22 protein-coding genes are annotated in these 26157 nt (G+C 51.0%); 8 read left to right on the plus strand and 14 right to left on the minus strand.

The features are described 5' to 3' along the window. Nucleotides 1-77: 77 nt before the first annotated feature. Nucleotides 78-3539, minus strand: coding sequence for a chromosome segregation protein SMC (gene smc, locus CWE11_RS04335; RefSeq protein WP_126776385.1), 3462 nt, complete (start codon nucleotides 3537-3539; stop codon nucleotides 78-80). 314 nt (nucleotides 3540-3853) lie between these two features. Here smc and CWE11_RS04340 point away from each other — a divergent pair, with 314 nt between their 5' ends. After that, nucleotides 3854-4420: a sn-glycerol-3-phosphate transporter gene (locus CWE11_RS04340; protein WP_241971722.1), complete on the plus strand. Its 567-nt coding sequence runs from the start codon at nucleotides 3854-3856 to the stop codon at nucleotides 4418-4420. On the opposite strand, the gene rmuC is transcribed toward CWE11_RS04340, so the two are convergent. Together rmuC and CWE11_RS04350 are read right to left on the minus strand one after the other, a co-directional pair. Next, nucleotides 4417-5781, minus strand: coding sequence for a DNA recombination protein RmuC (rmuC, locus tag CWE11_RS04345; RefSeq protein ID WP_198675592.1), 1365 nt, complete (start codon nucleotides 5779-5781; stop codon nucleotides 4417-4419). The two genes, CWE11_RS04340 and rmuC, sit on opposite strands and share 4 nt — an antisense overlap. Nucleotides 5782-5851: 70 nt before the next feature. Next, on the minus strand, nucleotides 5852-7363 hold the full coding sequence (locus CWE11_RS04350) for a fumarate hydratase (RefSeq protein ID WP_126776386.1): 1512 nt from the start codon (nucleotides 7361-7363) through the stop codon (nucleotides 5852-5854). A gap of 97 nt (nucleotides 7364-7460) precedes the next feature. Here CWE11_RS04350 and pabB point away from each other — a divergent pair, with 97 nt between their 5' ends. From pabB to CWE11_RS04365, 3 genes are all read left to right on the plus strand, one after another. After that, the gene (pabB, locus tag CWE11_RS04355) at nucleotides 7461-8834 is read left to right on the plus strand and encodes an aminodeoxychorismate synthase component I (protein WP_126776387.1); all 1374 of its coding nucleotides are present in this window, start codon (nucleotides 7461-7463) and stop codon (nucleotides 8832-8834) included. 8 nt (nucleotides 8835-8842) lie between these two features. Continuing rightward, nucleotides 8843-9445, plus strand: a complete 603-nt coding sequence (locus CWE11_RS04360; RefSeq protein ID WP_126776388.1) for a CoA pyrophosphatase — start codon at nucleotides 8843-8845, stop codon at nucleotides 9443-9445. A 65-nt stretch (nucleotides 9446-9510) separates the two neighbouring features. Beyond that, entirely contained in the window at nucleotides 9511-10884 is a 1374-nt protein-coding gene (locus tag CWE11_RS04365; RefSeq protein WP_126776389.1) for an L-serine ammonia-lyase, read from the plus strand. 34 nt (nucleotides 10885-10918) lie between these two features. Here the strand turns inward: CWE11_RS04365 and cysB are convergent, their stop codons facing one another. Then, the gene (gene cysB, locus CWE11_RS04370) at nucleotides 10919-11893 is read right to left on the minus strand and encodes an HTH-type transcriptional regulator CysB (RefSeq protein ID WP_126776390.1); all 975 of its coding nucleotides are present in this window, start codon (nucleotides 11891-11893) and stop codon (nucleotides 10919-10921) included. A gap of 152 nt (nucleotides 11894-12045) precedes the next feature. On the opposite strand from cysB, the gene yciH reads away from it, so the two are divergent. Further along, on the plus strand, nucleotides 12046-12378 hold the full coding sequence (gene yciH / locus CWE11_RS04375; RefSeq protein ID WP_126776391.1) for a stress response translation initiation inhibitor YciH: 333 nt from the start codon (nucleotides 12046-12048) through the stop codon (nucleotides 12376-12378). Here the strand turns inward: yciH and CWE11_RS04380 are convergent. The 4 genes from CWE11_RS04380 to CWE11_RS04395 form a co-directional block, all read right to left on the minus strand. Next, on the minus strand, nucleotides 12375-14048 hold the full coding sequence (locus CWE11_RS04380; RefSeq protein WP_126776392.1) for an ATP-binding SpoIIE family protein phosphatase: 1674 nt from the start codon (nucleotides 14046-14048) through the stop codon (nucleotides 12375-12377). The genes yciH and CWE11_RS04380 overlap by 4 nt on opposite strands. A 5-nt stretch (nucleotides 14049-14053) precedes the next feature. Next, nucleotides 14054-14359, minus strand: a complete 306-nt coding sequence (locus CWE11_RS04385; protein WP_126776393.1) for an STAS domain-containing protein — start codon at nucleotides 14357-14359, stop codon at nucleotides 14054-14056. A gap of 191 nt (nucleotides 14360-14550) precedes the next feature. Beyond that, on the minus strand, nucleotides 14551-15843 hold the full coding sequence (locus CWE11_RS04390; RefSeq protein WP_126776394.1) for an amidohydrolase family protein: 1293 nt from the start codon (nucleotides 15841-15843) through the stop codon (nucleotides 14551-14553). Next, entirely contained in the window at nucleotides 15840-18953 is a 3114-nt protein-coding gene (locus CWE11_RS04395; protein ID WP_126776395.1) for an amidohydrolase family protein, read from the minus strand. Before CWE11_RS04395 ends, CWE11_RS04390 begins: the two co-directional genes overlap by 4 nt. A gap of 225 nt (nucleotides 18954-19178) precedes the next feature. On the opposite strand from CWE11_RS04395, the gene CWE11_RS04400 reads away from it, so the two are divergent. The 3 genes from CWE11_RS04400 (at nucleotide 19179) to CWE11_RS04410 (ending at nucleotide 20864) form a co-directional block, all read left to right on the plus strand. Then, complete coding sequence (locus CWE11_RS04400; RefSeq protein ID WP_157981286.1) at nucleotides 19179-19685, plus strand: c-type cytochrome; 507 nt, start codon at nucleotides 19179-19181, stop codon at nucleotides 19683-19685. A 34-nt stretch (nucleotides 19686-19719) separates the two neighbouring features. Further along, a complete protein-coding gene (locus CWE11_RS04405; RefSeq protein ID WP_126776397.1) occupies nucleotides 19720-20355 on the plus strand; it encodes a cytochrome b/b6 domain-containing protein in 636 nt (211 codons plus the stop codon). A 140-nt stretch (nucleotides 20356-20495) separates the two neighbouring features. Beyond that, on the plus strand, nucleotides 20496-20864 hold the full coding sequence (locus CWE11_RS04410) for a response regulator (protein ID WP_126776398.1): 369 nt from the start codon (nucleotides 20496-20498) through the stop codon (nucleotides 20862-20864). A 446-nt stretch (nucleotides 20865-21310) separates the two neighbouring features. On the opposite strand, the gene tyrA is transcribed toward CWE11_RS04410, so the two are convergent. The 6 genes from tyrA to ffh all read right to left on the minus strand — a co-directional run bounded on the left by tyrA (nucleotide 21311) and on the right by ffh (nucleotide 26017). After that, nucleotides 21311-22432: a bifunctional chorismate mutase/prephenate dehydrogenase gene (tyrA, locus tag CWE11_RS04415; RefSeq protein WP_126776399.1), complete on the minus strand. Its 1122-nt coding sequence runs from the start codon at nucleotides 22430-22432 to the stop codon at nucleotides 21311-21313. A gap of 139 nt (nucleotides 22433-22571) precedes the next feature. Beyond that, a complete protein-coding gene (gene rplS, locus CWE11_RS04420; RefSeq protein WP_126776400.1) occupies nucleotides 22572-22931 on the minus strand; it encodes a 50S ribosomal protein L19 in 360 nt (119 codons plus the stop codon). A 22-nt stretch (nucleotides 22932-22953) separates the two neighbouring features. Continuing rightward, nucleotides 22954-23715, minus strand: a complete 762-nt coding sequence (gene trmD / locus CWE11_RS04425; protein WP_126776548.1) for a tRNA (guanosine(37)-N1)-methyltransferase TrmD — start codon at nucleotides 23713-23715, stop codon at nucleotides 22954-22956. A gap of 11 nt (nucleotides 23716-23726) precedes the next feature. Further along, nucleotides 23727-24263, minus strand: coding sequence for a ribosome maturation factor RimM (gene rimM, locus CWE11_RS04430; protein WP_126776401.1), 537 nt, complete (start codon nucleotides 24261-24263; stop codon nucleotides 23727-23729). A gap of 21 nt (nucleotides 24264-24284) precedes the next feature. Next, nucleotides 24285-24533 carry a 30S ribosomal protein S16 gene (rpsP, locus tag CWE11_RS04435; protein ID WP_126776402.1) on the minus strand — a complete coding sequence of 83 codons (249 nt, stop codon included), beginning with the start codon at nucleotides 24531-24533 and terminating at the stop codon, nucleotides 24285-24287. A gap of 119 nt (nucleotides 24534-24652) precedes the next feature. Beyond that, nucleotides 24653-26017, minus strand: coding sequence for a signal recognition particle protein (gene ffh / locus CWE11_RS04440; protein WP_126776403.1), 1365 nt, complete (start codon nucleotides 26015-26017; stop codon nucleotides 24653-24655). Between the last annotated feature and the right edge of the window lie 140 nt (nucleotides 26018-26157).

The raw sequence follows: 26157 nt of genomic DNA on the forward strand, positions 1-26157 counted from the left end.
TATCCGTCAGCGATTGCATTGATTGTAATGGGTTTATGCAACAAACACACCCGTATCTCAAGGAATTTATAGTAAGGTTACGCTTCGGCCATCGCCAACGCTTCCTCAACATCGACTGCCACTAAGCGCGATACTCCCGGCTCCTGCATGGTCACACCCGAGAGGTGTGTTGCCATTTCCATCGCAATTTTATTGTGGCTGATATAAATAAACTGAACACTTTCTGACATTTCAGAGACCAACCGACAGAAACGACCCACGTTCACATCATCAAGTGGTGCATCCACCTCATCGAGCAGACAGAATGGTGCTGGATTTAGACGGAAGATGGCAAACACCAGCGCCAAGGCCGTCAGCGCTTTTTCTCCACCCGACAGCAAATGAATCGTGCTGTTCTTTTTACCCGGCGGACGAGCCATGATCGTGACCCCGGTTTCCAACAAGTCGTCATCAGTCAATTCCAGATACGCATGCCCGCCTCCGAAGACTTTCGGGAATAGCTTTTGTAAGTCTGAATTAACTTGATCAAAAGTAACTTTGAAACGCTGCCGGGTTTCACGATCGATTTTCTTAATAGCATCTTCAAGCGTTTGCAGGGATGCACTTAAGTCTTCATGTTGTGCATCGAGGTACGCCTTGCGCTCAGCTTGCACTTCCACTTCTTCGAGGGCTGCGAGGTTGATTGCACCCAGTTGAGCAATTTTCCGACTGGTATCTTCAAGGCGCGCTTGCCATGTCTTTTCTTCCGCTTCCTCGGGCATCGTCTCAAGGACCGACTTCAGACTCACATTCATGTCTTTCAGTCCATCGAGCAACGCATGACCTCGTTCACGGGCCGCAGCCAATTCCATTTTTCCGCTCTGCACACGTTCTTGTTGTCGGGCGATCTTCTCTAAAACAGCGCTCTGTCCTTGATTCAAGATACCCAGTTCACCGGAAACTTCCGCTAATTGCTCACGAATCTCGCGCAATGAGCCTTCCACAGACTCTCGTTGCACCAGTTGCTCCGCCAAGTCTTCTTCAAGTAAGGCTATCTCTGCAACGGCTTCATCAATATCCGCAAGTTCTGCAAGGCGCTGCTCCAAATCCCTTGTCTGCTGCTGTACCCGGCGCAATGTTTGCTCGGTATGTTCTTGCTTACTTTGAAGCTGCGACCGTTGCATTTGTCGCTCATGTTGTTGCTGTTGAATCGATTGGTATGTATGTGCCGCTTGCTGTCGAGCGGCTTGTAAGGTTTCGCCTTCACGTAGCGCTTGTTCAAGTGCCGGGTTATCGTTTTGTTGTTCTTCCTTATGACGCTCTAACCTTTCAGAACCTTGAATCTGTTTTTCGACTAAAACATCCCGCTGCGATTCAAGCTCTTCTTGCTCTTGCTGCAATCGAGCCACGCGAAGTTCCTGCTGAGCGTGCTCCCGTTCTGCAGTTTGCAAACGCTCTTGCAACTGCACCAAACGCGTTCGAGCTGCTTGTTGGGTCTCTTGGCAATGCTCAAGCGCATGGCGATACTCACTAAGCGCCTGCTGCGCCTGCTCGACTTTGGCTGTTATCTGTTCGAGGGATACTCTCAGTTCCGACTGTCTGTCGATCAACGCATCCCGTTGCGCTTGCCAGTCTAGTTGCGATCCCTCATGGCCTCCAATCAACACCCAATCCCGGCCACGAATCTGCCCCTCGGGCAACGCCACTGCCAGAATATCTGTTTGGGTATCAAGGAGTGCGAGTGCATCCTCGGCGGTATCCGCGTATCCAAATCGGGTTAACAGACTCAATGATTTCACATCAGCCCGCGCAAAATGAGCGAGAGTGGATGTTTGATCGGTTCGGTCGGTAACCGGATGAACACTTAACACATTCACGTTTATCGCGTCACGCGGAAGCGTTTCCTGATAAACAGGCGCAGTAAGCCAAGGGTCTAACAGCTGCTCGACGGCCGGTCGAAAACGCTCCGGTACGTCAAGAAATTCCCGTAGTCGACCCAGCGCGGTTTTATTCCCTTGCCAAGGGTCCAACTCACGCTCCTGAGATGTAACGCGGCTGGCCAGCAAGTCATTCAAGGAATCGATCCGACCTTGCATCTGCGTTGACTCATTCTGCACCCGTTGTTGCTCCATTTGATGCACTTGGAGCTGAGCTTCTACATCAGCAATTTGGGCTTTCTTGCTATGGACCATCTCCACGCAGTCATCGAGCACTTGCATCTGTTCTGTTACTTGATTCGCCAACTCAGTGCGATGCAGGTCATCCGCTGGGGGTAATTCAGCACGTTCTTCTGCAATCCCCGCCAAACGACGTCGCACGCGCGCTTCAAGATCGGCAGCAGACTGCAGCTCAGCCTCCAACAGTGAGATTGCACGCAAGCGCTCCGCATGCTGTTCCCGCAGCTCTTGGACCGTTTCTTGCCAGGCTTCATAGGCAAGCTCTGCTTCTTCTCGCGTTATCTGAGCAATTTGAAGTTGTTCGCTCACTTCTTGCAGCTGGAACGCTTGCTCTGCCATTTCCTCAGAGAGTAACAGCAACATGGCCTCGTCTTGTGCTGCTTGTTCTTGTAGCTGTTGGCGCTGCGCACGGTATTCGTGTCCTTGTCGCTCGCGTTGCTGATTCATCTGACGCGTATGCTGGATCTGTTGTTCGAGTTTGGTGATTTCCGTATTCACGAGGTAGAAGGTCTGCTGTATCTCATCAACCTGAGATTTTAAGTCAGCTTCCCGCTCACGCAGCTCCGTCTGTCCCCGTTCACTGCCGCGCTGTTCTGCAACCCATTTCTGAAGTTCCGCTTCTTCCTTCTGAACTTGATGTTCAAGGCGATCACATTGATTTTGATACTGAGTCCAGCGCAGGGCTTGCAGTTGCGCTTTGAGCTCACGTTCTTCTGCTTTTAAGGTCTGATAGCGGCGAGCCGCCGCTGCTTGGCGTTGTAATTTAGCTAATTGTTGTCCGAGTTCCTCGCGCACGTCAGCGAGACGTTCGAGATTATCCCGAGTGCGGTTCATTCGGCTCTCGGTTTCTTTACGTCGCTCTTTATATTTAGAAATCCCTGCTGCTTCTTCAATAAATACACGCAATTCTTGCGGACGAGACTCAATCAGACGAGAAATCATGCCCTGTTCAATAATCGCATAACTGCGCGGACCGAGCCCGGTCCCGAGAAAGAGATCCGTGATATCACGTCGGCGGCATTTGGTGCCATTTAACAGGTAGGTTGACTGGGCATCGCGTGTGACCACGCGCTTTACCGAGATTTCATTAAAACTTGCAAACTCTCCCTGCACACGTCCGGAGGTATTATCAAAAACCAATTCGACACTAGCTTGAGAAACGGGCTTTCGCGCTTGAGAGCCGTTAAAAATAACGTCTGTCATGGCATCGCCACGCAAGTTTTTTGCAGAGCTTTCTCCCAGAACCCAGCGCACCGCATCAATGACATTTGATTTGCCACAGCCGTTTGGCCCGACAATACAGGTCATCTGCTCGGGAAAAGCAACTTTGGTCGGGTCAACGAATGATTTAAAGCCCGCTAGCTTAATATGTTTTAATCGCATGACATCCGTATTCCTCGGTGTTCGCAATTCTCAGTGTAAAGCGAAAAGGGAAGCCGATACAACATATCTAGGCCCGTTAGAACGCACAAAAGACGTAAATCTCTACATTTTCCTTACACGATAATTCTTGCTCTGATCATCGAGGATTCGTAAGATCGTGGTCTGATCTGCTTGTTTTGAGCGTATGAAAAAGGCCATTCGTAATCAGGCGATATAGGCTGCGACGTCTCGACCTGCGGTTCAAGAGGTAAGAATCCACGTCAATTACTGACGTTTAAGTTGATTGCGGTCTACCGAAAAAGGAGTCCAAGCACGTGAAAAAGCACGCGCTTATGCATGGAAAATTACTCACATCGATGGCATTTACATCCGTGCTTTGGGCGCAGGCCGCGCAAGGCAGTGAAGTTGATCCCGATGATTTTCGTTTTCAAGTGCATACCTCCCTTTGGACCACTCACTTTAACCCAAAGCCTGAACATAACAACACCCAGAATCTGATTGGGTTTGAATGGTACGGCGACTCCTTCTCCCCACAGTATCTGGAGCCGTTCCACGACTACATGGGGAACGCGCGCCCGTTTATTGGGGGAGCATGGTTCCGGAATTCATTTGATCAAAAATCTATCTACCTGTACGGCGGGATTCGTCAAGAGCTTCTCGCGTATGCGGTCGGCCAGCGTGAAGTACAAACATACGCCAAAGTAACCGCTGGTGTTATTCACGGATATCGCGGTGAATTTCGCGACAAAATCCCGTTTAACCAATTCGGGATTGCACCAGCCGTGATTCCTATGATTGGGGCGCAGTATCGCAATGCAGCCGCTGAGCTCACATTCTTTGGCTTCAGCGGCGTGATGCTTACCGTGGGATATACATTCTAAGATTTTTCGTCGAGTGCCGGACTCTCATCCTCGTCATCATCGTTCAATAAGGCCGAGTCAATCCGTTTCGCGGGGTTCACCCCAAGCTGCCTAAATTTCTCCACCCGACCAACAATGTTTCCTCGTCCCGTCGATAACTTATTCAATGCATTTTCGTAGTGCTTGCGAGTGGTATCCAAAGACCCACCGATCTTGTTGAGATCTTCCAAGAAGCCAACAAATTTGTCGTAGAGCTTGCCGGCATCTGCTGCAATTTTCTGCGCGTTTTGACTCTGATGCTCGTATTGCCAGATGTTGTGTACGGTTCTCAGTGCGACCAACAAATTGGTCGGACTCACTAACATAATCTGGTTATCAAGCGCCAACCGAATGAGTTCTGGATCACGATCAACCGCAAGTAAAAAAGCGGGTTCAACCGGCACGAACAACAAAACGTAGTCTAGGGTACGCACCCCTTCTAGCTGTTGGTAATTCTTTTTCCCCAACTCACGAATGTGATTACGCAATGACGCGACGTGGTCATCTAAGTGTTTTTCCCGCACACCGTCATCGTCTGCATTAAAATAGCGCTCATAAGCCGCCAAACTGACTTTGGAGTCAATAATTACATCCCGCTGATTTGGCAAATGGACAATCACGTCGGGCTTGTAGCGTTTACCTTCGTCACTCTGATGCTGCCCTTGCGTGCTGTATTCCTGCCCTTCACGTAATCCCGATTGCTCCAAAATACGTTCGAGGACCAGCTCGCCCCATGCGCCCTGCTGACGACTATCGCCTTTCAAAGCGCGGGTTAACGCCTCTGCCTCTGAGGCCATTTGCTGATTGAGTTCCTTGAGCGTCAATATCTCGCGCTGCAAACTCGAGCGTTGTTTTGTTTCTTCGGTGAATTGCTCATTCACCTGCTTTCGGAAGGTATCGAGATGCTCTTTGAGCGGCTTGAGGGTCGCGGTCAGAGTTTGTTGTTGACGCGTTTCAAAGGCTGAGGATTTTTGCTCAAAAATCCGATTCGCTAGATTTTCAAACTCTTTTTGCAAGCGCACTTCGCTCTGTTGCAGAAGCGCCAGCTTTTCCTCCAAATGTTTTTGCTCTCGTTCGGCACCCAAGCGAGTCTTTTCTAGCTCGGTAAAAAACTGATGACTCTCCCGTTGCACCTGTTCAAGGCGTTCACGCAACGCGTGGTGCTCATCCCGCAAACGGTGCTCAACATCTTTCTGACGTTCAAGCTCGTCCCGCGCCCGTTGTACCTCATCCCGCTCACGCTGCACCAACATTCGCATACTCAGGCCCACGAGACCACCGCCCACAACGAGCCCCGCAGCACCCGTGATGACCATCCAAATAACGCTATCTGCACTCATCATCAATGATTCCGTGTGTTCAAACAGGTAAAAGTAAAAACGAGGTGCGAACACCTCGTTTTGATCTCAGCGGTTAACTTTCAAGTTCCGCAATCTTCACTGCCCAAATGGCAGGGCCTGCCTCATGCGCATTCGAGCCCGTGCTATCGACTGCAACCGTGACTGGCATATCCTCGACTTCGAATTCGTAAATAGCTTCCATTCCGAGGTCTTCAAACGCCACCACTTTGGCTTTCTTAATTGCTTTTGCCACGAGATACGCGGCACCACCCACAGCCATCAAGTAGACGGCTTTATGTTTCGCGATACTTTCAACGGTTGCCTTACCGCGCTCAGCTTTTCCAATCATGCCAATAATGCCGGTTTTTTCAAGCATCAGGTCCGTAAACTTATCCATCCGAGTTGCTGTCGTCGGGCCCGCTGGTCCCACAACCTCATCGCCAACCGGATCCACAGGGCCGACGTAGTAGATAAACTTATTGGTAAAATCAACCGGCAGCGGCTCGCCTTTGTCGAGCATGTCCTTGATGCGCTTATGAGCTGCATCTCGCCCCGTGAGCAACTTGCCACTTAGTAATACCGTCTCACCCATTTTCCAGTCCTGCACGTCGGCAGCGGTCAGCGTATCAAGGTTAACGCGGCGTGCATTATCGCCCACTTCAAACGTAATATCGGGCCAGTCTTCCAGTTTCGGTGGCTGCAAATCGGCCGGGCCGGAACCGTCAAGATGGAAATGCACATGACGTGTTGCCGCACAGTTTGGAATCATGGTTACCGGTTTTGAGGCAGCATGGGTTGGCATGGATTTCACCTTCACATCCACCACAGTGGTGAGCCCGCCGAGTCCTTGCGCCCCAATTCCCAGCTTGTTGGCACGCTCGTAGATCTCGAGGCGTAGTGCTTCATCGGCATTTTGTGGGCCCCGCGCGATGAGCTCCTGAATGTCGACCGGATCCATCAACGATTCCTTTGCCAAGACCGCTGATTTTTCCGCTGTACCACCAATTCCGATCCCTAGCATGCCGGGTGGACACCAACCTGCACCCATTTTAGGGAGCGTCTCAACCACCCAATCCGCAATGGAATCGCTTGGATTCAGCATGACCATCTTGGTTTTATTCTCAGAGCCACCGCCTTTGGCAGCAATCATCACTTCCACTTCACCACCCGGCACCATGTCAATATGAACGACAGCCGGCGTGTTGTCCTTGGTATTCTTGCGCGCACCGTTGGGGTCTGCAACAATCGATGCCCGCAGCGGGTTGTCCGGATTCAAGTAGGCTCGGCGCGTTCCTTCATCCACCATTTCTTGCACAGTCAGGTCGGTTTTATCCCAGCGCACATCCATCCCAACTTTAACGAAACACGTCACGATTCCAGTATCTTGACATAACGGTCGGTGCCCTTGAGCGGACATCCGTGAATTCACCAGCATTTGAGCAATGGCGTTTTTTGCGGCTTCGGATTGTTCTTTTTCGTAGGCTTCAGCGAGCGCATTCACGAAATCGAGCGGGTGATAATATGAAATAAACTGGAGCGCATCTTCGATGCTGTCGATGAAATCTTGCTGTCGAATTGTTGCCATCGGAAAACCTCTTGCGGCCAATCAAGCGTATACTGAAAAAACGCTCGCTATGATACTCTCTTATCCTAAGAGTCGCCAGTTTAGCCAGACAGGAACCATGTCAGAATCTGTAGCTTTTCATTCATTACCCTACGCCGATTGGCACGATGCACTTGCAGTGTTTGCGCCCTTTGCCAATGAGCCGTGGGCTCTGTTGTTAGATTCCGCGGGTGCGGAGCACCCAAATAGCCGGTTTGCCATCCTGCTCCGGCAACCGGACAAGACCTACACCTATACCCACGATGCACTGAATGAAGCAACCGGCGACGATCCATTTACCTTCCTCAGTCAGTGGCTCCCTGCTCGCTCCGAGCAGTCCATCGCGAATGAAGATATCCCGTTTCAAGGCGGGCTCGCCGGGTTATTCGGTTACGATGCTGGACGTGCCATTGAACGCCTTCCCGCGCATCAAAAGCGAGACCTGCCCATTCCTGATATCGCGGTTGGCTTTTACCGTTATGCACTGGTGATTGATCATAAACTAAAACGCGTCACCGCCGTCACACCGGCAGAATGCAAGGTTTCACCGAGCGAATTCTGGACTGCGTCCACGCCGCATTTCTCCCGTTTTCATTTACGCTCGTCCTGGCAAAGTAATCTGAGTGAAACGCAGTACCACGCGAGAATCAACCAGATCCATGACTATCTGCGAGCTGGCGATTGCTATCAAATCAATCTCGCTCAGCGCTTCGCCGCAGATTTCGCGGGCCATCCATGGCTCGCCTATGTCGCACTACGTGATGCGAACCAAGCGCCATTTTCTGCCTACTTTAATCTGCCCGAAGGTCAGATCTTGAGTGTCAGTCCTGAACGTTTTCTCGAAGTCAGTCCCAGCGGTCTCGTGGAAACACGACCGATCAAAGGCACCCGTCCACGCTACGCAGATCCGCGCGCAGATCAAGCCAGCAAAGAGGCCTTGCAAGCGTCCGCCAAAGATCAGGCAGAAAACCTGATGATTGTAGATTTACTGAGAAATGATTTAAGCCGAGTTTGTCAACCAGGAAGTGTGCACGTTCCAGAGCTCTTTAAGATTGAGTCCTTTCACGCAGTCCATCACTCAGTAAGTACGGTGCGCGGACAACTCGCCCCGACTGAAAACGCTCTCACACTGATCAAAGCTGCGTTTCCTGGCGGCTCGATTACGGGCGCGCCAAAAATTCGTGCAATGGAAATTATTGACGAGCTTGAACCCCATCGTCGGTCGGTCTATTGCGGCAGTATTGGCTATTTTAGTCAACACGGCCACGCGGATACCAGTATTACCATTCGGACACTGTGTGCTGCAGACCAAACGCTCTATTGTTGGGCCGGTGGAGGCATTGTGATCGATTCTGATGCCGCGAATGAATATCAGGAGACCTTTGATAAGGTGGCCCGTATTCTTCCCGTTCTTGCAGAACTATCTGGGCCTTTGTCGCTATCGACGAAGTGAGGCTATCTATGCATCGTGAGCAGTTTCTACAAAAATTTTATTTGCGGCCTCAGCCAAACGTCCCATGGCAATCGCCCGAAATGCAGCACGGATTCCGTCCGTCTGCTGTGCTTGTTGCACTGCAAGAACGCGATCATGGTCTGGATCTGATTCTAACCCGGCGTTCAGCCAATCTTCGTTTTCATGCTCATCAAATCTGTTTCGCCGGCGGCCGCCGCGATGATGAGGATCCTCATTTAATGGCCACCGCATTGCGGGAAGCAGAAGAAGAAATTGGTCTTCGACCAGACCAAGTCGAAGTCATCGCAACTTTACCGCCACAACCGGTGTTAACTCGGTATATGATTCACCCCTATTTGGGTTTTATTGCGCCTGATGTTCAACTCGCGCCCGAGCCGGGTGAGGTGCAAGAAATTGTGCGCGTGCCACTTGCCCGCGTACTTCAGCATGAGCAACATTTTATTCAGCCTATTGATCGGGCCATCTATCACGAACTCGTGTTTATTCCCTTGGATGGGCAAGTGATTTGGGGCGCAACTGCTGCTATTATTCGCCGTCTCGCGGATCACCTCTACCCTGAGCGACAAGCGCTGTACCGACCAGTCCGCTAGGACTTGCGAACACGCGCGAGAATCCCCACACTACTGACATCAAATTGATTGGAGTACCACACGATATGATCAGTGTATTCGACATGTACAAAGTCGGCATCGGCCCCTCGAGCTCGCATACTGTCGGCCCGATGCGTGCCGCCCGTGAGTTTCTCCTTCAAGCCGAGCGTGAAGTCGGACTCGCAGATGTCACGCATGTGGAAGTCGAGCTGTTTGGCTCCCTTGGGCAAACCGGCAAGGGCCATGGCACGGGGAAAGCAGTGATCCTCGGTTTGGCTGGAGAATCGCCTGAAACGGTGGATACAACCCGCGTCGATGCATTCCTTGCCGAAGTGGAAAAAAATGAACAACTTGCGCTGCTTGGTAAATTCCCAGTGCGCTTTCCGAAGCAAGGTGCCATTGTTTTCCATCGACGAAAAACCAAACCGAAACATGCCAATGCAATGGAGTTGCGCATTTATCAAGACGATAAAGTGCTTTTCAAAGACCTTTACTACTCCATTGGGGGTGGCTTTATTGTGCGGGATAAAGACTTCGACGACACACTCGAAGAAGCCATTGAGCAGGACAGCAAACCAATACCCTATCCGTTTGATAGTGCTGCCGAGCTTATTGCTCAGTGTAAAGAGCATGGGCTTCGCATTAGCTCTCTGATGTTAAAGAACGAGTTGGTTTTCCGCAGTGAAGCTGACATTCGTCAAGGACTGATGCACATCTGGAAGACAATGGATGAATGCATAGACCGTGGAATTCGCACAGAAGGCATTTTGCCCGGCGGGCTCCGTGTGAAACGTCGCGCCCCTGATTTGTACCAAACCCTAAAAACTGAAAAATCAGCCGATCCCATGCAAGTGATGGATTGGGTCAGTTTATTCGCGTTGGCTGTCAACGAAGAAAACGCGGCTGGCGGACGTGTGGTCACCGCCCCAACAAACGGTGCAGCTGGGATTATTCCAGCCGTTATGAAATATGCCGACAAGTTCATCCAGCCGCTCGATGAGGACGCTGTAACCCGCTTCCTGCTGACTTCAGCGGCAATTGGCATTTTGTACAAAAAGAATGCTTCGATCAGTGGCGCGGAAGTTGGGTGTCAAGGTGAGGTTGGCGTCGCCTGTTCAATGGCTGCGGGTGCCCTTGCCGAACTCATGGGTGGAAACGTTGACCGTGTCGAGAATGCCGCAGAGATTGGTATGGAACATAATTTGGGCTTAACCTGCGATCCCGTTGGGGGGCTGGTTCAGGTGCCCTGCATTGAGCGAAATGCAATGGGCGCTGTCAAAGCCATCAACGCAGCCCGCCTTGCATTGCGGGGCAGTGGCGACCATAAGGTATCCCTCGACAAAGTGATTAAAACAATGTGGGACACCGGAAATGATATGAAAACCAAATATAAAGAGACCGCTCGGGGCGGTCTCGCGGTGAACATTATCGAGTGTTAGTCGGTTTTGACTGAATGATAGATCAAGGCGCTGCTCAGTAGGTGGGCAGCTCTTTGTCTTTAAACATCGCTTCAATGTCTTCATGATTGCGTAAAGCAATCGCCTTATCCACCACATCACGCGTGAGATGTGGCGCGAACTCTTCAATAAAATCATACATATAACTACGTAAAAAGGTACCTCGCCGAAACCCAATCTTAGTGGTGCTGTGGCGGAATAGATGCGCTGCATCAATCGCGACGAGATCGCTATCTTTTTGCTTCTCATACGCCATGGTTGCCACCACACCAATTCCCAACCCCATCCGCACGTATGTTTTTATGACGTCCGCATCGGTCGCGGTAAAAACGATTTGCGGCTTCAAGCCTGCATCATTAAAGGCTTGATCCAACCGAGAACGACCGGTAAAGCCGTAAACATAAGTCACCAATGGATGCTTCGCTACATCTTGAATGCTGACATGTTCCAGCTTGGTTAATGGGTGATTTGGTGGGACAAGAATGCTGCGGTTCCAGTGGTAGCACGGCAACATAATCAAATCCTGATACAAATGGAGCGCTTCCGTGGCAATCGCAAAATCCGCATGCCCTTTTGCCGCCGCCTCAGAAATTTGCTGAGGGCCGCCCTGATGCATATGCAACGAAACGCTCGGATATTTCTCAATAAAGCGGCGAATGACTTTGGGCAATGCGTAGCGCGCTTGGGTATGGGTTGTGGCCACATTTAATTTACCTTGATCCGGACGCGTGTGTTCCGCCGCAACCGCTTTGATCCCCTCCACTTTCGAAAGAATTTCTTGGGCAATCCTTATGACATCCTGTCCGGCCGGCGTTACGTGAGTGAGGTGCTTACCACTACGCCCAAAGATTTGAATACCGAGCTCATCTTCAAGCATACGGACTTGCTTTGAGATCCCAGGCTGAGACGTGTATAGGCTCTCTGCCGTGGCTGAAACGTTTAAATTATTGTTGAGGACTTCAACGATGTAGCGCAGTTGTTGCAGCTTCATGAGAATATTGGCCTGTTACCTGAATTCGGGTGCGAACATTGCCCCTGAAATTCGTTATTCTATTATGGACTAAGATTGTCAGTATCTATTCATTCTGTCAAACTTACGCGCCATCATTCCATGTGATGACTCGTCAAGAAGAGGTGCCATCGATGTCGTTGAAAGACCAACTGTCTCAACTCGTGTATTCTACCGATGCCGGTCGAATTGAACCCGAAGCCGAAGAAGAACGTCCTCCGCGCGGTGACGGCGTGGTCCGTATCCGCCGGGAGACCAAGGGCCGGAAAGGAAAAGGTGTAACAACTATCGCGGGAATCGAGCAGTCTGAGGCAGAGCTCAAGCAGCTTGCCAAAGCATTAAAACAACGCTGCGGGGTTGGCGGCAGTGTAAAAGATTTCGTCATTGAAATTCAGGGGGACCAGCGCGAAGCGTGCAAAGCTTATCTGGAACAACAAGGGTTCACAGTCAAGCTGGCTGGGGGTTAAATGTCCTCCAAGGGGACAGAAAACTCAATACAGCGTCCTTCCTCGGTCCAACGCAAATCCCGAGTCAGCTCACGAATTAAATGCAGGCCTCGCCCAAACGTTGTTTCTCCCCGATGTTGGTCGAGTGCATCACACGCCATTTCATCAAAACGAAAGCCCGTGCCACTGTCGCGGACTTTCACCTGAATAGCTTGAAGCTTAGGCTCGTACCTCAATTCAATGTCAATCTGTCCCCGTTGTAGGCGCGATAGACGCTTTGAGCGCTCAAGGTAGTAGTTTTCAAAGCCGTTATCTTCCCCTTTACTTTTCGAAGACATTCTCAACACGCCGTGCTCAAGCGCATTATTGTACGCCTCGGAGAGCACCGTGTAGAGACGTGGACGAAACCGCTCCATCCCATCAAACTGAGATAAACCACGCAAAATTGCGGCAATCGGGTCGAGCGTGCGTGCTTCATTTGGCCCCACTGTAACTTTCAGAGCGAATGGCAGTTTCGTCAGGTTATCCTTGCCTTTTTGCTCATGAAATCCGGTGGGTGAGCAAGTTAGCATAACCACCGAGAGATCATCTTGGGGAGCAGTCTCTGCGAGCTTGTCTTCAATCCATTCAGTCATTCTGGACATGTCCCAGTCATTTTTTTGACCGGCCGACAGCAGTTGCTCGATCTGCAATGGCTTCCCCTCATGGATACCTAATTCGATTAATCCGTCGGTAAAAGCAAGAATGCGCGTCCGATGGGGTACTCGCATTGAAATAATACCGCTGTCAAATTCAGCAGGACCTAAAACACCGAGTGGAACATGCTGCGGCTCCAAATAGCTTACTTCATGAGAATCGGGTGCAACCATCACTGCAGGCGGAATCCCGCCACTCCACCAATTAATCCGGTCTCCCGTCGCTGACATCTCAAGAATCAGTGCACAGCAAAACATATCGCTTGGCAGCAATTGGTATAGCTGGCGGTTAATCTCCTGAGCCATTTGACTTACGGGGGCCGAGCGTTTGGCCATCGCAAAAAAGGTTTGCGATGCGGGAATGGTACCGATCGCGGCCGCTAATCCGTGCCCAGTAAAATCTCCAAGCATAAAGTAGAGGCTTCCGCTGCCTCCCCGAGCTAAAAGAAATAGATCCCCATTGAAATTCGAAAGCGGCCGCAAAAATGTTTCAACATGGTCGTCATCGACCAAGTGTCGACTAAATGCATTCGCAAACATGTTCTGAACAATATTATGCTCTTGAACCATGCGTTCACGATGCCATGTCAACCGACGGGCTTGATCCGCATTCGTCGTCTTCGCCTCGCGTAACGACCGATAATTTCGGATGCGAATTTCAAGCTCTATTCGCGAACATGGCACACAGATTATGTCGTGAACGTCGGGGACGTGCGATTCGGCTACCGTCTCGTCTGAATCTAGCCAAATCACCAACTCGGGTTGATTCAACGAGTTGACGGATGATCGTTGCGGTCCGCGATTTTTTTCACGCCATTGCGTGAAGTCGTCCAACTTGGAATACGGCAGGAAAATAATATCAAGCGGAGGTCCAAACCCATCGCTCTCGAGTGCAGGAGGTTGGGCGCTGATTATCACGTCCAACGTGAGGTCGGCCAACATCGCTGAAAATTCAGCTATCCATGAATCACCGGAATCGAACAGGAAAACGCGCACAAGGTCTATTCAATCACGAAAAGCTTATCGAAGCGCGAGATATCTAAGATCTTTCGTACTTCCGGCCGACAATTAATTAAATGAATGGTCCGGGTGCCCGCACCGAGTGATTTTCGCATGTTCAGTAGCATGCCAAGGGCCGAGCTATCAATGTACTCAGTCTCACGAAAATCGACTACAACCGAACTGACGCGTTCGGTAAGTCCTTCATAGGATTGCCGGAAATCATGTACCATCCCAAAATCAAATTTGCCCTTCACATGAATGACAAACTGCTTTCCGTCATTCGCAAATTCTGTCAACAAACTCATGATCGCTTTCCTATGCTTAGAAGATTGTTTATGGGGTGTCGTCCATCCACTGTATGACGCATTTCATATTTGTTCTAGTCGTTTTTAAGAATCACTGCAACTATTCGTTCTTATTGAGTGATCGGGCCCCTCAAACGGAACGAAAAAGAGCGCCGACTTGGGCGCTCTTTGCGAGGAACGATAAGACCACACTATTCAGCGTTCAAACGTTCACGATATTTCTCATAAAGCTGACGATGGCGATTGCTCAAATCCACTTCACGACCATCAATGAACATGTAGGAAATGCGCTGTCCTAAATGATCAAGGACATCGCCTTCCGAGACAATCAAAGTCGCCTGCTTGCCTTCGGTAATTGAACCAATCCGATCCTCAACACCGAGAATCTTCGCCGGCCCATAGGTAATGGACGTCACCGCAGCATCATAATCCAAGCCAAAGGCCACCGCATGCCCTGCAGCAAACGCGAGGTTTCGGGTATCCCAAAAGCCCGGATAGGCAATAGCAAAATCGACTCCAGCGGCAGCGAGCTTCGCCGGTGTGGTGAACGCGGTGTCGTAGGCATCATCTACGCGCGTCGGAAGCCCATAGGGCGCACCAAACACCACAGGGACGTTCGCTTCAGCCAGAGCCTCAGCGATCATCCATGAATCACGGCCTCCCATGATCACCACATCAAAACCATGCTCGCGATTGAACGCAAGAACCTGTTCAATTTGACGTCGATCATCCGCATGCACAAATAGCTTTTTCTCACCGGTAAAGAGCCCTCGCATGGCTTCCCACCGCTGATCAATCCGATTTTGGGCACCCGCATCGCGCGCCTTATGGTACGCCTCGGCTAGCGCGAACGTCTCTTTCAAGGTTTCAAGCTGCTCAGCATTTGCTCGTCGTTGCGCTTCGGGGGAGCGTCGCTCCCACCACGCGGTATTAAGACCCGCACGAGGCCACGTCAGATGGACTCCCAATGGCCCAGCTTCGAGGCCATCGCGGTAGTTCCATGCGTCGAGCTGCATCAAACTCGATTGCCCTCTCAACATTGGCCCTTGTGGCACAATTTGCGCGTGGGTAATTCCGTTATATCGGACCGTCGGAATAATCTCAGAGTCTGCATTGAAGGCATGATGCGCAAGAACCTCGGGGGTAATGTTGCCGACTTCATTGGTATCCACCGTAGCGCGTACTTGAGACATTTCCACTAAGCCAAGGGTTGTATCTAGGGCGATAATTCCCGGGTAGACATATTGCCCGCGAATATCAATGACTCGCGCCCCCTCAGGTGCTTCAAGATTTTGCCCTATCGCGGAGATTTTGCCATCAACCAGCAACACATCAGTCTGCGCCAAGGTTCCTCGGGTAACCGTATGGACTGTTCCCCCTTGCAGTAAAACTGCCCCATCTTGCGCAGCACCCGGTACCACATTGTGAGCCTGAGCCAAGCCAGCACTGCATGCTAGCGCAATTACTATCGCTAATTTTTTCATTCGTGCGCTCCTCCTGCGTGGTTGTGTCCGTGTGTATGTCCATGTGCACCAAACCAATCCAACCAAACATCGTGGTTATCTTCGCAGTGCCAGGTAGGTTGTTGCTGACGGTAATTTGATCGGTTACCACGGTTCGCTTCCGCACCCGCCGCCAGAACCTTCTGAATCAACGCCTGCCGCTCTTGTTCTAGCGCTTCGCGTTTCGCTTGATCTTCCTCACGGTCAAAGAACTTCCGACCTTCAATCCATGTCTGCTGGACTTGCGCGTATGCCGACAACGGATGGGCGTTCCAGAACACTAAGTCTGCGTGCTTGCCTGCGGTGATGCTACCCACGTAGCGATCGATCTCAAGCTGTTTCGCTGGATACAACGTGATCATCTTAAATGCTTCGTGTTCATCCATACCGCAGTAACGAACAGATTTCGCTGCTTCAGTATTCATCCGACGCTGTAAATCATTGCTGTCCGAGTTAATGCTGGTCAGAACACCTGCATCCATCATCAAACACATATTGTGAGGAATCGCATCGTAAGCCTCGAATTTAAAGGCCCACCAGTCCGCAAAGCTCGATGCACGTGCGCCATGCTCTGCCATTTCCTGAGCAACCTTATACCCCTCAAGAATATGAGTAAATGTGTGAATGCGGAAGCCGAGCTGCTCAACCACGTCCATCAACGCCAGCACTTCTGAAGCGACATAGGAGTGCACGTGCGTATGACGCTCGTTGTCTAAGATTTCAGCCAAGGCTTCCAAGCGGTAGTCCGTGCGTGGCGGCGCAGTGCGGCGGCGCTCTGCACGGCTTAAACGCTCATAGTCCCGTTTCGCTTGCTGATATTCGCGAGCTTGCTGGAATGCGTCTTGAATCAATGTAGCAACCCCCATGCGAGTCTGCGGGTAGCGTACGGTATACAGATCACCCCAGTTGCTTTGTTTGACGTTCTCACCCAGTGCCATCTTGATGGTTGGAGGGGTTTGAGTGAACTTCATGTTTTCCGCACTCTCACCCCAACGGAGTTTGATCGTTTGCCCCTGTCCACCAATCGGGTTGGCCGAGCCATGCAGGAGATGCGCAACCGTTGTACCGCCCGCTAAGGAACGATAGATGTGGATATCATCTGGATTTACAACATCACCAATCCGAACTTCGGATGTAATGGCTTCAGTGCCCTCATTCACACCCCGTGAAATAGCAATGTGTGAATGCTCGTCAATAATTCCAGGCGTAACATGCATCCCCGTGGCATCAATAACGGTGTAGCCACGCGGCGTTGACAAGTTTTGTCCCACTCGCTGGATTTGGCCGTTCCGCACGATGATATCTGCGTTTTCAAGAATACCTTGATCATCTGCTGTCCATACGGTTGCATTCCGGATGTGCAGATTTTGCTGTTCAGGGGTTGCCGTGCGGCCAAAAGCAATGTTCGGGAACGTCATTTGACCGACATATTCTGGACGTGATGAAGTGCGCTCTGAGGACGTTGACTCCTCACGAGCCTCGCCACTTGCTTGTGCGCTAACCCCATGCACACGTCCCATCGCATCTTGCACGGTTCCTGTCAGTTGATTCAAGGCACTGGATTCTAACGAGAAGCGGAAAATACCTGGCATACCCAACTCAGTTAAGTCTGCACTGAACCGCACGCGGTCGTCCGATTTCGCGGCGTTCAGTAAGCGGGTGCTCTCATCACCCACTTTCAACGAACCTTGCAGGCGGTCGTTATCTTGCAGTTCGAGGGTAAATTCGACGCTATCAAAACTGAATGTGTAAGTACCCGACACATCACTCGGATGCATCGCCTTCAGACGGGTTTCTTCTCCACGCAACCAAACGGAGACAATTTCTCCATCCTCAAACAAGTTACCGCGCGCGACAACAAAATCAGCGTGGAAGCCAGGTGCGATTTTACCGCTCTGATCAGCCACTCCGGCCATTCGTGCAGGCACGGTCGTCAGTGCGGCGAGCGCACGTTGCTCACTCAAGCCATGTTCGACCGCTTTACGCACGTTCGGCCAAAAGTCCTGACGACGCTCCATCCCATGCAGCGTAAACGCGAATTCAATTCCTTCACCTGCCAGAATTGCAGGGTTCGCAGGAGCACGTTCCCAATGACGCAAATCAGCAATCGGCACGTCAAGTTCCGAGAATTGCTCGGATAGATCCGGTGCTGCAGGGAAGTCCAACGGGAGAATCAAGCGTGCGTTGCTCGCCTTGATCTCTGCCACACGCGAGTATTCAAAGCCCGAACCAACGGCAGTGATCGGTACCTCAAACTCGCCAAAGACCCGAGCTGCACGCAACAAGTCTTGCTCGTTCGTGGTATGGAAAATAACACCTTGCTCTTGCAGGTTTTGCAACGCCGCAAGCGCTGCGTTGAATTCGATACGTCCCTCACTGCCTTGGAGACCTTGTGATTGGCCGTACCAACGGGCATCTGACAGTGTCTGACGAATCAATGCAATGCTTCCCATCAGGGAATTTGGATACTGTTGCGTTGAACTTCCTTTGTCGAAGGAAGCAAATTGACGTGTGCGCGGGTTGTAGATTGCGAAATTAGGTAACGTATCGGCTAATGAAACCGTTGTGCCGCGCCCTTGGAAGATTCCATCAAGACGCGCGCTCTGGACCGTGGTAAAGCCTTGCTCTACATATCCTTTCGCGCTGTCTTTATCCGCTTTGAACGTACTAAACCATTCCCGCTCAGCATGGATCGCCATATTTGACGCATTGCCACCTTCACGCTCGTTGGTGTATTGCGGTGCCGTACTCCGGCCCGTATTTTGCGAGCGGCCCGGTGCAGCAACCCCATAATTCGAGAAAGGATCAACAAAGCCAGGATACAGCGTGTACCCAGAAGCATCGATCACGCGCGCTCCCGCTGGAGCACGATTATTCCGTTCGATGGAACGGATCTTTCCGTGTTCGATCACAAGTGTCGCGTTCTCGATTCGTTGGCCGGGCTCGGTGACCAAGCTTGCATTGGTTAATGCAATCAGGGTTGGGTTGTGTTGATAGAGGCCTTGCACTGGCGTCGTTTGTCCTGCGGCACTTGTCCATGCCACAGTCGCTGCCAATACGGTGCTCCCCAACAAAGCTCCAGTTCGCTTCATGGTATGCATCCTGTGTGAGTATCGTTATTGTGATGTTGCGTCTTAGGAATCGGTCATTTAAACGCGTTCTGTGCCTATGTTCAACGCTTGCATAGACCAAATGACAAGAACAGGCGACCAACCCCCAACGAATTTATAACGAAAATAGAACGGAATTGGGATGTCTTGCGTATGAAGTTTTTGCATAATGACAACAAATCGACCCGACAAGATAAGGATCACTCCATGAAAAACACGCAACCTGCCCGTTCGTTGACCGTTCGTGTCCTGCTAGCGAGTATGGCTGGCCTCACTCTGCTGACCGGCGCTGCCGTGGGAATCAACACTGCGCAAGCCAGTGCGTTTACGAATGCCAGCGATGCGGTTGAATATCGTCAAAAGACCTTTTCACTCATTCGCGAGAACTTCCAGTACATGGCCAGCATGGTCCGCGGCGAGCGAGATTTTGATGCCGAAATGTTTAAGACGCGTGCAAACACCCTCTATCATTTGAGTCATGTGCCTTTCGAAGCATTCACGGGTGCTGGTGAAAATGCGACAGCAAACAGTGACGCCCTGCCAGTCATTTGGGAGAACTGGAGTGACTTTGAAGCGAAACGCGACACCTTCCAAGCCGCCGTAAAAGAATTAGTTGCTGCTGCCGAAAGTGAAAACATGCGTGAGATTCGTCCCAAATTTATGGACACCGCACGCAGCTGCCAGCAGTGTCATCAAGGATATAGAGCAGACTAATCTGCGTTTATTACCACTTTAGGGATGAAAACACATGGTGATTAAACTGTGGGATGGGTTTATTCGCAGCTTTCACTGGCTGCTCGTGCTGGCCATCGCTGGGCTTTGGTATACCGGTGGCAATATTGACTATATTGACTTACACCATCGACTCGGTGTTTTCGTCCTCGCGCTAATTCTTACCCGCATTCTGTGGGGAATTTTTGGCAGCGAATCAGGCCGGTTTTCGCGTTTTGTGAGGTCTCCAAAAGCGGTGGTTTATTATCTAAAAGCCCCGTTCGCGAGCACATGGCTCACCCACAACCCAATCGGAGGTTGGGCCGTCATCCTGATGCTCGCCGCACTACTCGCGCAAGCCGTTTCAGGACTTTTTACCGACGACGCCATTTTCTTCCGTGGACCACTCGCGCATCTTGTAAGCCAAGATTGGGTGCGGACCCTCACGAGCTTCCACAAGCAACTGTTTGACTGGATTCTTGTGCTGCTCGCCTTGCACATTCTCGCCAACATCGTGTATGCCGTGCGCGGTAAGAACTTGATTACGCCCATGATTACCGGGAATCTGAAAACAGAAAAAAACGATCTAACACCACCAAAACAAGTGCATCCAGGTTTTGGTTTCATCTTGTTTGCCATCAATGTAACCGTGTTGTTCTGGTGGCTCACCTGACATTTCATCCGCAGGGTTCGTCGCAACGAGCCCTGAAAATTGACAGACATTCGGTCCCGTGGCAGTCTGCCCGTAAGCGCTGACTGCAATAACCGCAGTCGAAAGCCTCTGAAAGAAAAGGAATCACGCAAAGGCACCCCATGAAAAAGGTACTGATTGCAGACGACGATTTTATTAGCCTTGAAGTTCTCAAAGCGATGTTAAGTGCATTTCCGGTTGAAGTCATTGCGGTATCCAATGGAACAGACGCCTTAACTCAAGCACGCGATGCTCAGCCAGATCTCTGTATTCTTGATTATGAAATGGATGACATGACGGGCGCAGAGGTCTGTGCGACCTTGCGCGCAGAAGCGGCCTTCGTCGAAACCCCGATTGTTGCCCTCACCGGCCATCAAAGCCAAACTGAGCTGGATCGCTGCCGGAGTGCCGGGATGAATCAAACATTGCACAAGCCCGTCGCGCCGGACGCCCTAGAACAACTCCTCAGCACCCACAACCTTCTCCCCTGAGCACCGCACCGTAGCCAACGCACCGTAGCCAACGCACCGCGTTGGGCTCAGGGCGCGTACCTTAATGGTACGTAACCGATTGAGGCACGTTTATAACGCAGCACCGTAGCCAACGCACCGCGTTGGGCTCAGCGCGCGTACCTCAATGGTACGTAACCGATTGAGACGCGTTTATAACGCAGCACCGTAGCCAACGCACCGCGTTGGGCTCAGGGCGCGTACCTTAATGGTACGTAACCGATTGAGACGCGTTCATAACGCAGCACCGTAGCCAACGCACCGCGTTGGGCTCAAGGCGCGTACCTTAATGGTACGTAACCGATTGAGACGCGTTTATAACGCAGCATCGTAGCCAACGCACCGCGTTGGGCTCAGGGCGCGTACCTCAATGGTACGTAACCGATTGAGACGCGTTCATAACGCAGCGAGTGAGGAGTTCTGACAAGCTAGCTCCGGGAGTCGGAGGTGTGTTGTAGGAGGTTTATACTCTCGCGCAAAAACCCCTCCGCATAAGGCCCAAACCACAAGGCTACCTTTTCAAACTCACGAACGAAACCCTCACGCCCTTCCGTTTCAAGAAGCTTTAAGACATCGTCGAATCGTTTCAAGTAACGGCGAACCATACTCAGTTTATCTTGATCCGATTGAATGATGTCCGCATAGAGCTCACCGCTTTGGGCAAACAAGCGTCCGACCATCATCAGTTCGAGCCGATAAATAGGAGAGCTCAACTGCACGAGCTGCTCAAGATCTGGATTTTCTTTACTGAGGTGATATCCATATACAAAACTGGATAAGTGGCGCATCACCTGAATCATGGACATCGCTTTATCGTGTTGTTCGGCCGTCAAGCTGTGCACTTGCACGCCCCAAATAGCGAACTGCTGTATCAACCAATCGGAAGCGGCATGATCTCGCCCAGGCGTGACTAAGATGGTTTGCTTCGCCAGCGTCGGGACGGACGGACCAAACATGGGATGCAATCCAATAACCGGACCAGAATGCCTTGCAAGCATCGCCTGAAGTGGCTTTTGCTTAATCGACGTGACATCTGCAAGCACACAGTCACTGGGCAGTTCCGGCAAATTCGCAATCACGTCTTCAGTTTGTGCAACAGGCACAGCAATAAGTACAAGTAAGGCGTCACTTACGGCAGTCGGCAATTCGTTCTGGTTGTCTTTATCAATCACGTGCACGGCGTAACCAGACAGTTCGAACCATTTCACAAACAGTTGCCCCAACGCACCTTTTCCACCCACAACCACGATTGGACGTTGATCAGGATTCACTCGCCGGAAACCTTGGTGCTTTTGTCGTTGATACGACTCGCGCATCGTGCGACGCAAGATGTCTTCGATCAGGTCACCGGGTAGTCCCGCATGCTCCGCATCGGCGCGTCGGCCGGCAATGAGTTCGGCTTCTCGGGAAGGTACATAAAGGGGCTGGCCTAACTCGTGCTTCAACTGACCTATCTCACGAGAAATCTCCAGGCGTTTTGCCAGTATGCGAACAAGCTCGGCATCAGCAGCGTCGATCGCGTCCCGTAATGCAGCTAATCGTGGATCCATGGTGTGTACTTCTCTTTCTACTTCTCAGTCAATTCAGTGTAAAACAAAGAAGGCTGCAAATCATAAAAATGTCTGGATGCGAGGACAAAAAAAGGCCTCCAAATGGAGGCCTTGATTCTGTCGTCTGCGATCAAAAAGCTTAGTTAAGCTTTTCTTTGATCCGCGCAGATTTACCACTGCGCTCACGCAGATAGTACAGTTTCGCACGACGAACCGCACCGCGACGCTTCACAGATACGCTGTCGATCAATGGGCTGTGCGTTTGGAATGTACGCTCAACACCTTCGCCGTTTGAAATTTTACGCACGGTGAAAGCACTGTGCAAACCACGGTTACGCTTACGAATTACAACGCCTTCAAAGGCCTGTACACGCTCACGCTCACCTTCTTTAACCTTTACATTGACGATAACAGTGTCACCCGGCGCGAACGCGGGGACATTTTGTTTGAGCTGCTCATCTTCGAGCTGCTTCAAGATATTCTTGCTTACTTTAGCCATGATAATCTCCGCCTAGAATATACTACCCGAGTGTCTGTTCCTGGTCCGCGATAAACGCGTCGAGGAGCTTTTGTTGCTCGTCAGTCAGAGCTAGGTTATTTAACAATTCTGGTCGCCGTTGCCAGGTACGCCCAAGCGCCTGTTGCAACCGCCACCGCCGTATTTCTTCATGATTTCCACTCAGTAATACTGGTGGAACTTGCTTGCCATCAAGAATTTCTGGCCGCGTGTAATGTGGACAATCAAGTAATCCATTCACAAAAGAATCTTCTGTGGCTGAATCTTGATGCCCCAACACACCCGGGACTTCCCGTGCGAGCGTGTCGATGAAAACCATGGCTGGCAATTCGCCTCCCGAGAGCACAAAGTCTCCGATGGACCATTCTTCATCGATATCCGCTTCAATCACACGTTCATCAATGCCTTCGTATCGGCCTGCCACAAGAACAAGCCCTTCATACTGAGATAACTCGCGCACACCGGCTTGATCTAACTTGCGACCTTGCGGTGACAAATAGATAACCCGAGGCTCCGTTCCACTGCGTTCCCGAATACCCATTTTGGCTTCGTGAATCGCTGCGCGCAAAGGAGCGACCATCATCAGCATCCCGGGACCACCGCCATACGGCCGGTCATCCACGGTCCGATGCTTATCTTGAGCGTAATCGCGAGGGTTCCAAGGAGTCACCGTTAAGAGCCCTTCTTGCACCGCTCGGCGTGTTACGCCAAAGTCAGTAATCGCGGCGAACATCTCTGGAAAAATAGAGACCACGCCTACGTGCAGTTTGTTTGCCATCAGAAATCCGCTGGCCAATCTACCGTAATCAGCCCTGCTTCCTTATCTACCTTCACAATGTATTGTGATTGGATAAATGGAATCAGGCGTTCGCGTTTACCAAATGCATCGTTACTATTTGCATTCACAACCAACACGTCGTTTGCAACGGTTGGCATCAGGTGATTCACGATTCCCATGTCGTAATTTTCTTTATTCACAACACGCAAACCAACTAAATCACGCCAATAAAATTCATCTTCAGCAAGCTCCGGCAATGCATCTGCCGGCACAGCGATTTCAAGTCCGGTCAGTTGCTGAGCAGCATCCCGGTCATCCACCTCTGCGAATTTGGCTACGAGCCCATTATTGTGCCAGCGCCATTGGCTGACTTTGGCCTCGCGCCATTGTCCATTGTGACCAATCAGCCACGGACTGTAATCAAAAATGCCTTCTTGATTCTCGGTGTATGCGTTAATCCGCAACCAGCCTTTAATTCCATACACTGCACCGATGGTGCCGAGTACTACAGGACTATGCTGTTGAGAATCCGTCATGTGCGTTTGACCACCTAGTAATTACGCTGCTTTACGCGCGTCTTTAACCAACTTAGCAACACGATCAGACAGGTTCGCACCTTGACCCAACCAGTGATCAACACGGTCTAGATCGATACGAACTTTCTCTTCCTGACCACGTGCTACCGGGTTAAAGAAACCGACATTTTCAATGAAACGTCCATCACGGGCGTTCCGGCTGTCGGTAACTACCATTTGGTAGAATGGACGCTTTTTCGCGCCACCACGTTGTAAACGAATGGTTACCATTACCGTCCTCTATACTTTTTTCAATGTTTTCAAAGGTTAAAGAAACCCACCCGACACAAGGTCAGGGGGCCGCATTATTCTACGGATTTCCCCCGCAAATGCAAGAAAGAATGCATGTTCTAGCGACCGGGGAACATCCCAGGAGGTAACTTCCCTCCCATTTGCCGCAGCATTTTTGCCATGCCACCGCCTTTCATTTTCTTCATCATCTTTTGCATTTGTGAAAACTGCTTCAGCATCTTATTCACATCTTGCACTTGCACACCAGAGCCCACTGCGATTCTGCGCTTCCGTGAACCTTTAATGATATCGGGGTGTTCACGCTCTTGTGGCGTCATCGAATTAATAATCGCTTCCATCCGAACGGTCATCTTGTCGTCGAACTGACCCGGCATTTTGTTGGCCATTTGGCCCATGCCTGGGATCTTATCCATCAGTCCCATCATGCCGCCCATATTGCGCATTTGTTGGAGCTGCTCACGGAAATCTTCAAGACTGAACTTGCCACTTTTCAATACTTTCTTCGCGACTTTTTCGGCTTTATCCCGGTCAACCTTGGCTTCTACTTCTTCAATCAGAGAGAGCACATCACCCATGCCAAGAATGCGCGAGGCAATGCGATCGGGGTGAAACGGCTCAAGCGCGTCATTTTTCTCACCGACCCCCAGAAACTTGATGGGCTTGCCCGTGATATGTCGAATCGACAACGCTGCACCGCCACGCGAGTCCCCGTCGACCTTGGTGAGGATCACCCCAGTAAGCGGCAGAGCCTCGCCAAACGCTTTGGCGGTATTCGCGGCATCTTGCCCCGTCATCGCATCGACCACAAAGAGCGTCTCGATTGGATTGATCGCGGCATGCAACGCCTTGATTTCATCCATCATGGCTTCATCGATGGCAAGACGACCCGCAGTATCCACTAAGACCACATCAATAAATTTCTTCTTGGCGTGGGAAATCGCCGCATGAGCAATATCGACCGGCTTCTGTTCAACTGTCGATGGGAAAAATTCCACATCAACGTCCGCGGCAAGGCGTTCCAACTGAGCAATCGCCGCCGGACGATACACGTCCGCACTAACCACCAAGACTTTTTTCTTCTGCTTTTCCTTTAAGAAACGCGCTAACTTACCAACCGAAGTTGTCTTACCCGCACCTTGCAAACCCGCCATCATCATAACGGCTGGAGGCTGCGTCGCTAAGTTGAGAGGCACATTTGCCTCTCCCATCGCGGCCTCAAGCTCGGTCCGAACAATCTTTACAAAGACTTGGCCTGGGTTCAGGTTCTTATTGACCTCGGTGCCAAGTGCTCGCTCTTTAACTTTCGCGATAAATTCTTTGACCACGGGCAACGCGACATCCGCCTCAAGCAAGGCCATTCGCACTTCTCGCAGCGTGTCTTTAATATTGTCTTCGGTCAGACGACCGCGTCCGCTGATATTTTTCAGCGTATGCGTCAGTCGTTCGCTCAGGTTTTCAAACATGCGATCTTCCTGTCAGCAGAGTTTCAGGTATTATACCGGAATAAGGTTGGGTTTGGCGATGCAAGCGCCTATGATAGAACAGGAATAAGGGCAGTTCTGCCGAAAAACAAGGTCTTGCACCTGAACACTCGACGACTCGC

This window comes from Aliidiomarina sanyensis, assembly GCF_003987175.1.
GTDB classification, from domain to species: domain Bacteria; phylum Pseudomonadota; class Gammaproteobacteria; order Enterobacterales; family Alteromonadaceae; genus Aliidiomarina; species Aliidiomarina sanyensis.

What these genes read in the sequence shown, in the direction of transcription:
- smc (WP_126776385.1), bottom strand. Translation starts at nt 3,539, where the DNA reads ATGCGATTAAAACATATTAAGCTAGCGGGCTTTAAATCATTCGTTGAC.
- rmuC (WP_198675592.1), bottom strand. Translation starts at nt 5,781, where the DNA reads ATGATGAGTGCAGATAGCGTTATTTGGATGGTCATCACGGGTGCTGCG.
- CWE11_RS04350 (WP_126776386.1), bottom strand. Translation starts at nt 7,363, where the DNA reads ATGGCAACAATTCGACAGCAAGATTTCATCGACAGCATCGAAGATGCG.
- pabB (WP_126776387.1), top strand. Translation starts at nt 7,461, where the DNA reads ATGTCAGAATCTGTAGCTTTTCATTCATTACCCTACGCCGATTGGCAC.
- CWE11_RS04360 (WP_126776388.1), top strand. Translation starts at nt 8,843, where the DNA reads ATGCATCGTGAGCAGTTTCTACAAAAATTTTATTTGCGGCCTCAGCCA.
- CWE11_RS04365 (WP_126776389.1), top strand. Translation starts at nt 9,511, where the DNA reads ATGATCAGTGTATTCGACATGTACAAAGTCGGCATCGGCCCCTCGAGC.
- cysB (WP_126776390.1), bottom strand. Translation starts at nt 11,893, where the DNA reads ATGAAGCTGCAACAACTGCGCTACATCGTTGAAGTCCTCAACAATAAT.
- yciH (WP_126776391.1), top strand. Translation starts at nt 12,046, where the DNA reads ATGTCGTTGAAAGACCAACTGTCTCAACTCGTGTATTCTACCGATGCC.
- CWE11_RS04385 (WP_126776393.1), bottom strand. Translation starts at nt 14,359, where the DNA reads ATGAGTTTGTTGACAGAATTTGCGAATGACGGAAAGCAGTTTGTCATT.
- CWE11_RS04390 (WP_126776394.1), bottom strand. Translation starts at nt 15,843, where the DNA reads ATGAAAAAATTAGCGATAGTAATTGCGCTAGCATGCAGTGCTGGCTTG.
- CWE11_RS04395 (WP_126776395.1), bottom strand. Translation starts at nt 18,953, where the DNA reads ATGAAGCGAACTGGAGCTTTGTTGGGGAGCACCGTATTGGCAGCGACT.
- CWE11_RS04400 (WP_157981286.1), top strand. Translation starts at nt 19,179, where the DNA reads ATGAAAAACACGCAACCTGCCCGTTCGTTGACCGTTCGTGTCCTGCTA.
- CWE11_RS04405 (WP_126776397.1), top strand. Translation starts at nt 19,720, where the DNA reads ATGGTGATTAAACTGTGGGATGGGTTTATTCGCAGCTTTCACTGGCTG.
- CWE11_RS04410 (WP_126776398.1), top strand. Translation starts at nt 20,496, where the DNA reads ATGAAAAAGGTACTGATTGCAGACGACGATTTTATTAGCCTTGAAGTT.
- tyrA (WP_126776399.1), bottom strand. Translation starts at nt 22,432, where the DNA reads ATGGATCCACGATTAGCTGCATTACGGGACGCGATCGACGCTGCTGAT.
- rplS (WP_126776400.1), bottom strand. Translation starts at nt 22,931, where the DNA reads ATGGCTAAAGTAAGCAAGAATATCTTGAAGCAGCTCGAAGATGAGCAG.
- rimM (WP_126776401.1), bottom strand. Translation starts at nt 24,263, where the DNA reads ATGACGGATTCTCAACAGCATAGTCCTGTAGTACTCGGCACCATCGGT.
- rpsP (WP_126776402.1), bottom strand. Translation starts at nt 24,533, where the DNA reads ATGGTAACCATTCGTTTACAACGTGGTGGCGCGAAAAAGCGTCCATTC.
- ffh (WP_126776403.1), bottom strand. Translation starts at nt 26,017, where the DNA reads ATGTTTGAAAACCTGAGCGAACGACTGACGCATACGCTGAAAAATATC.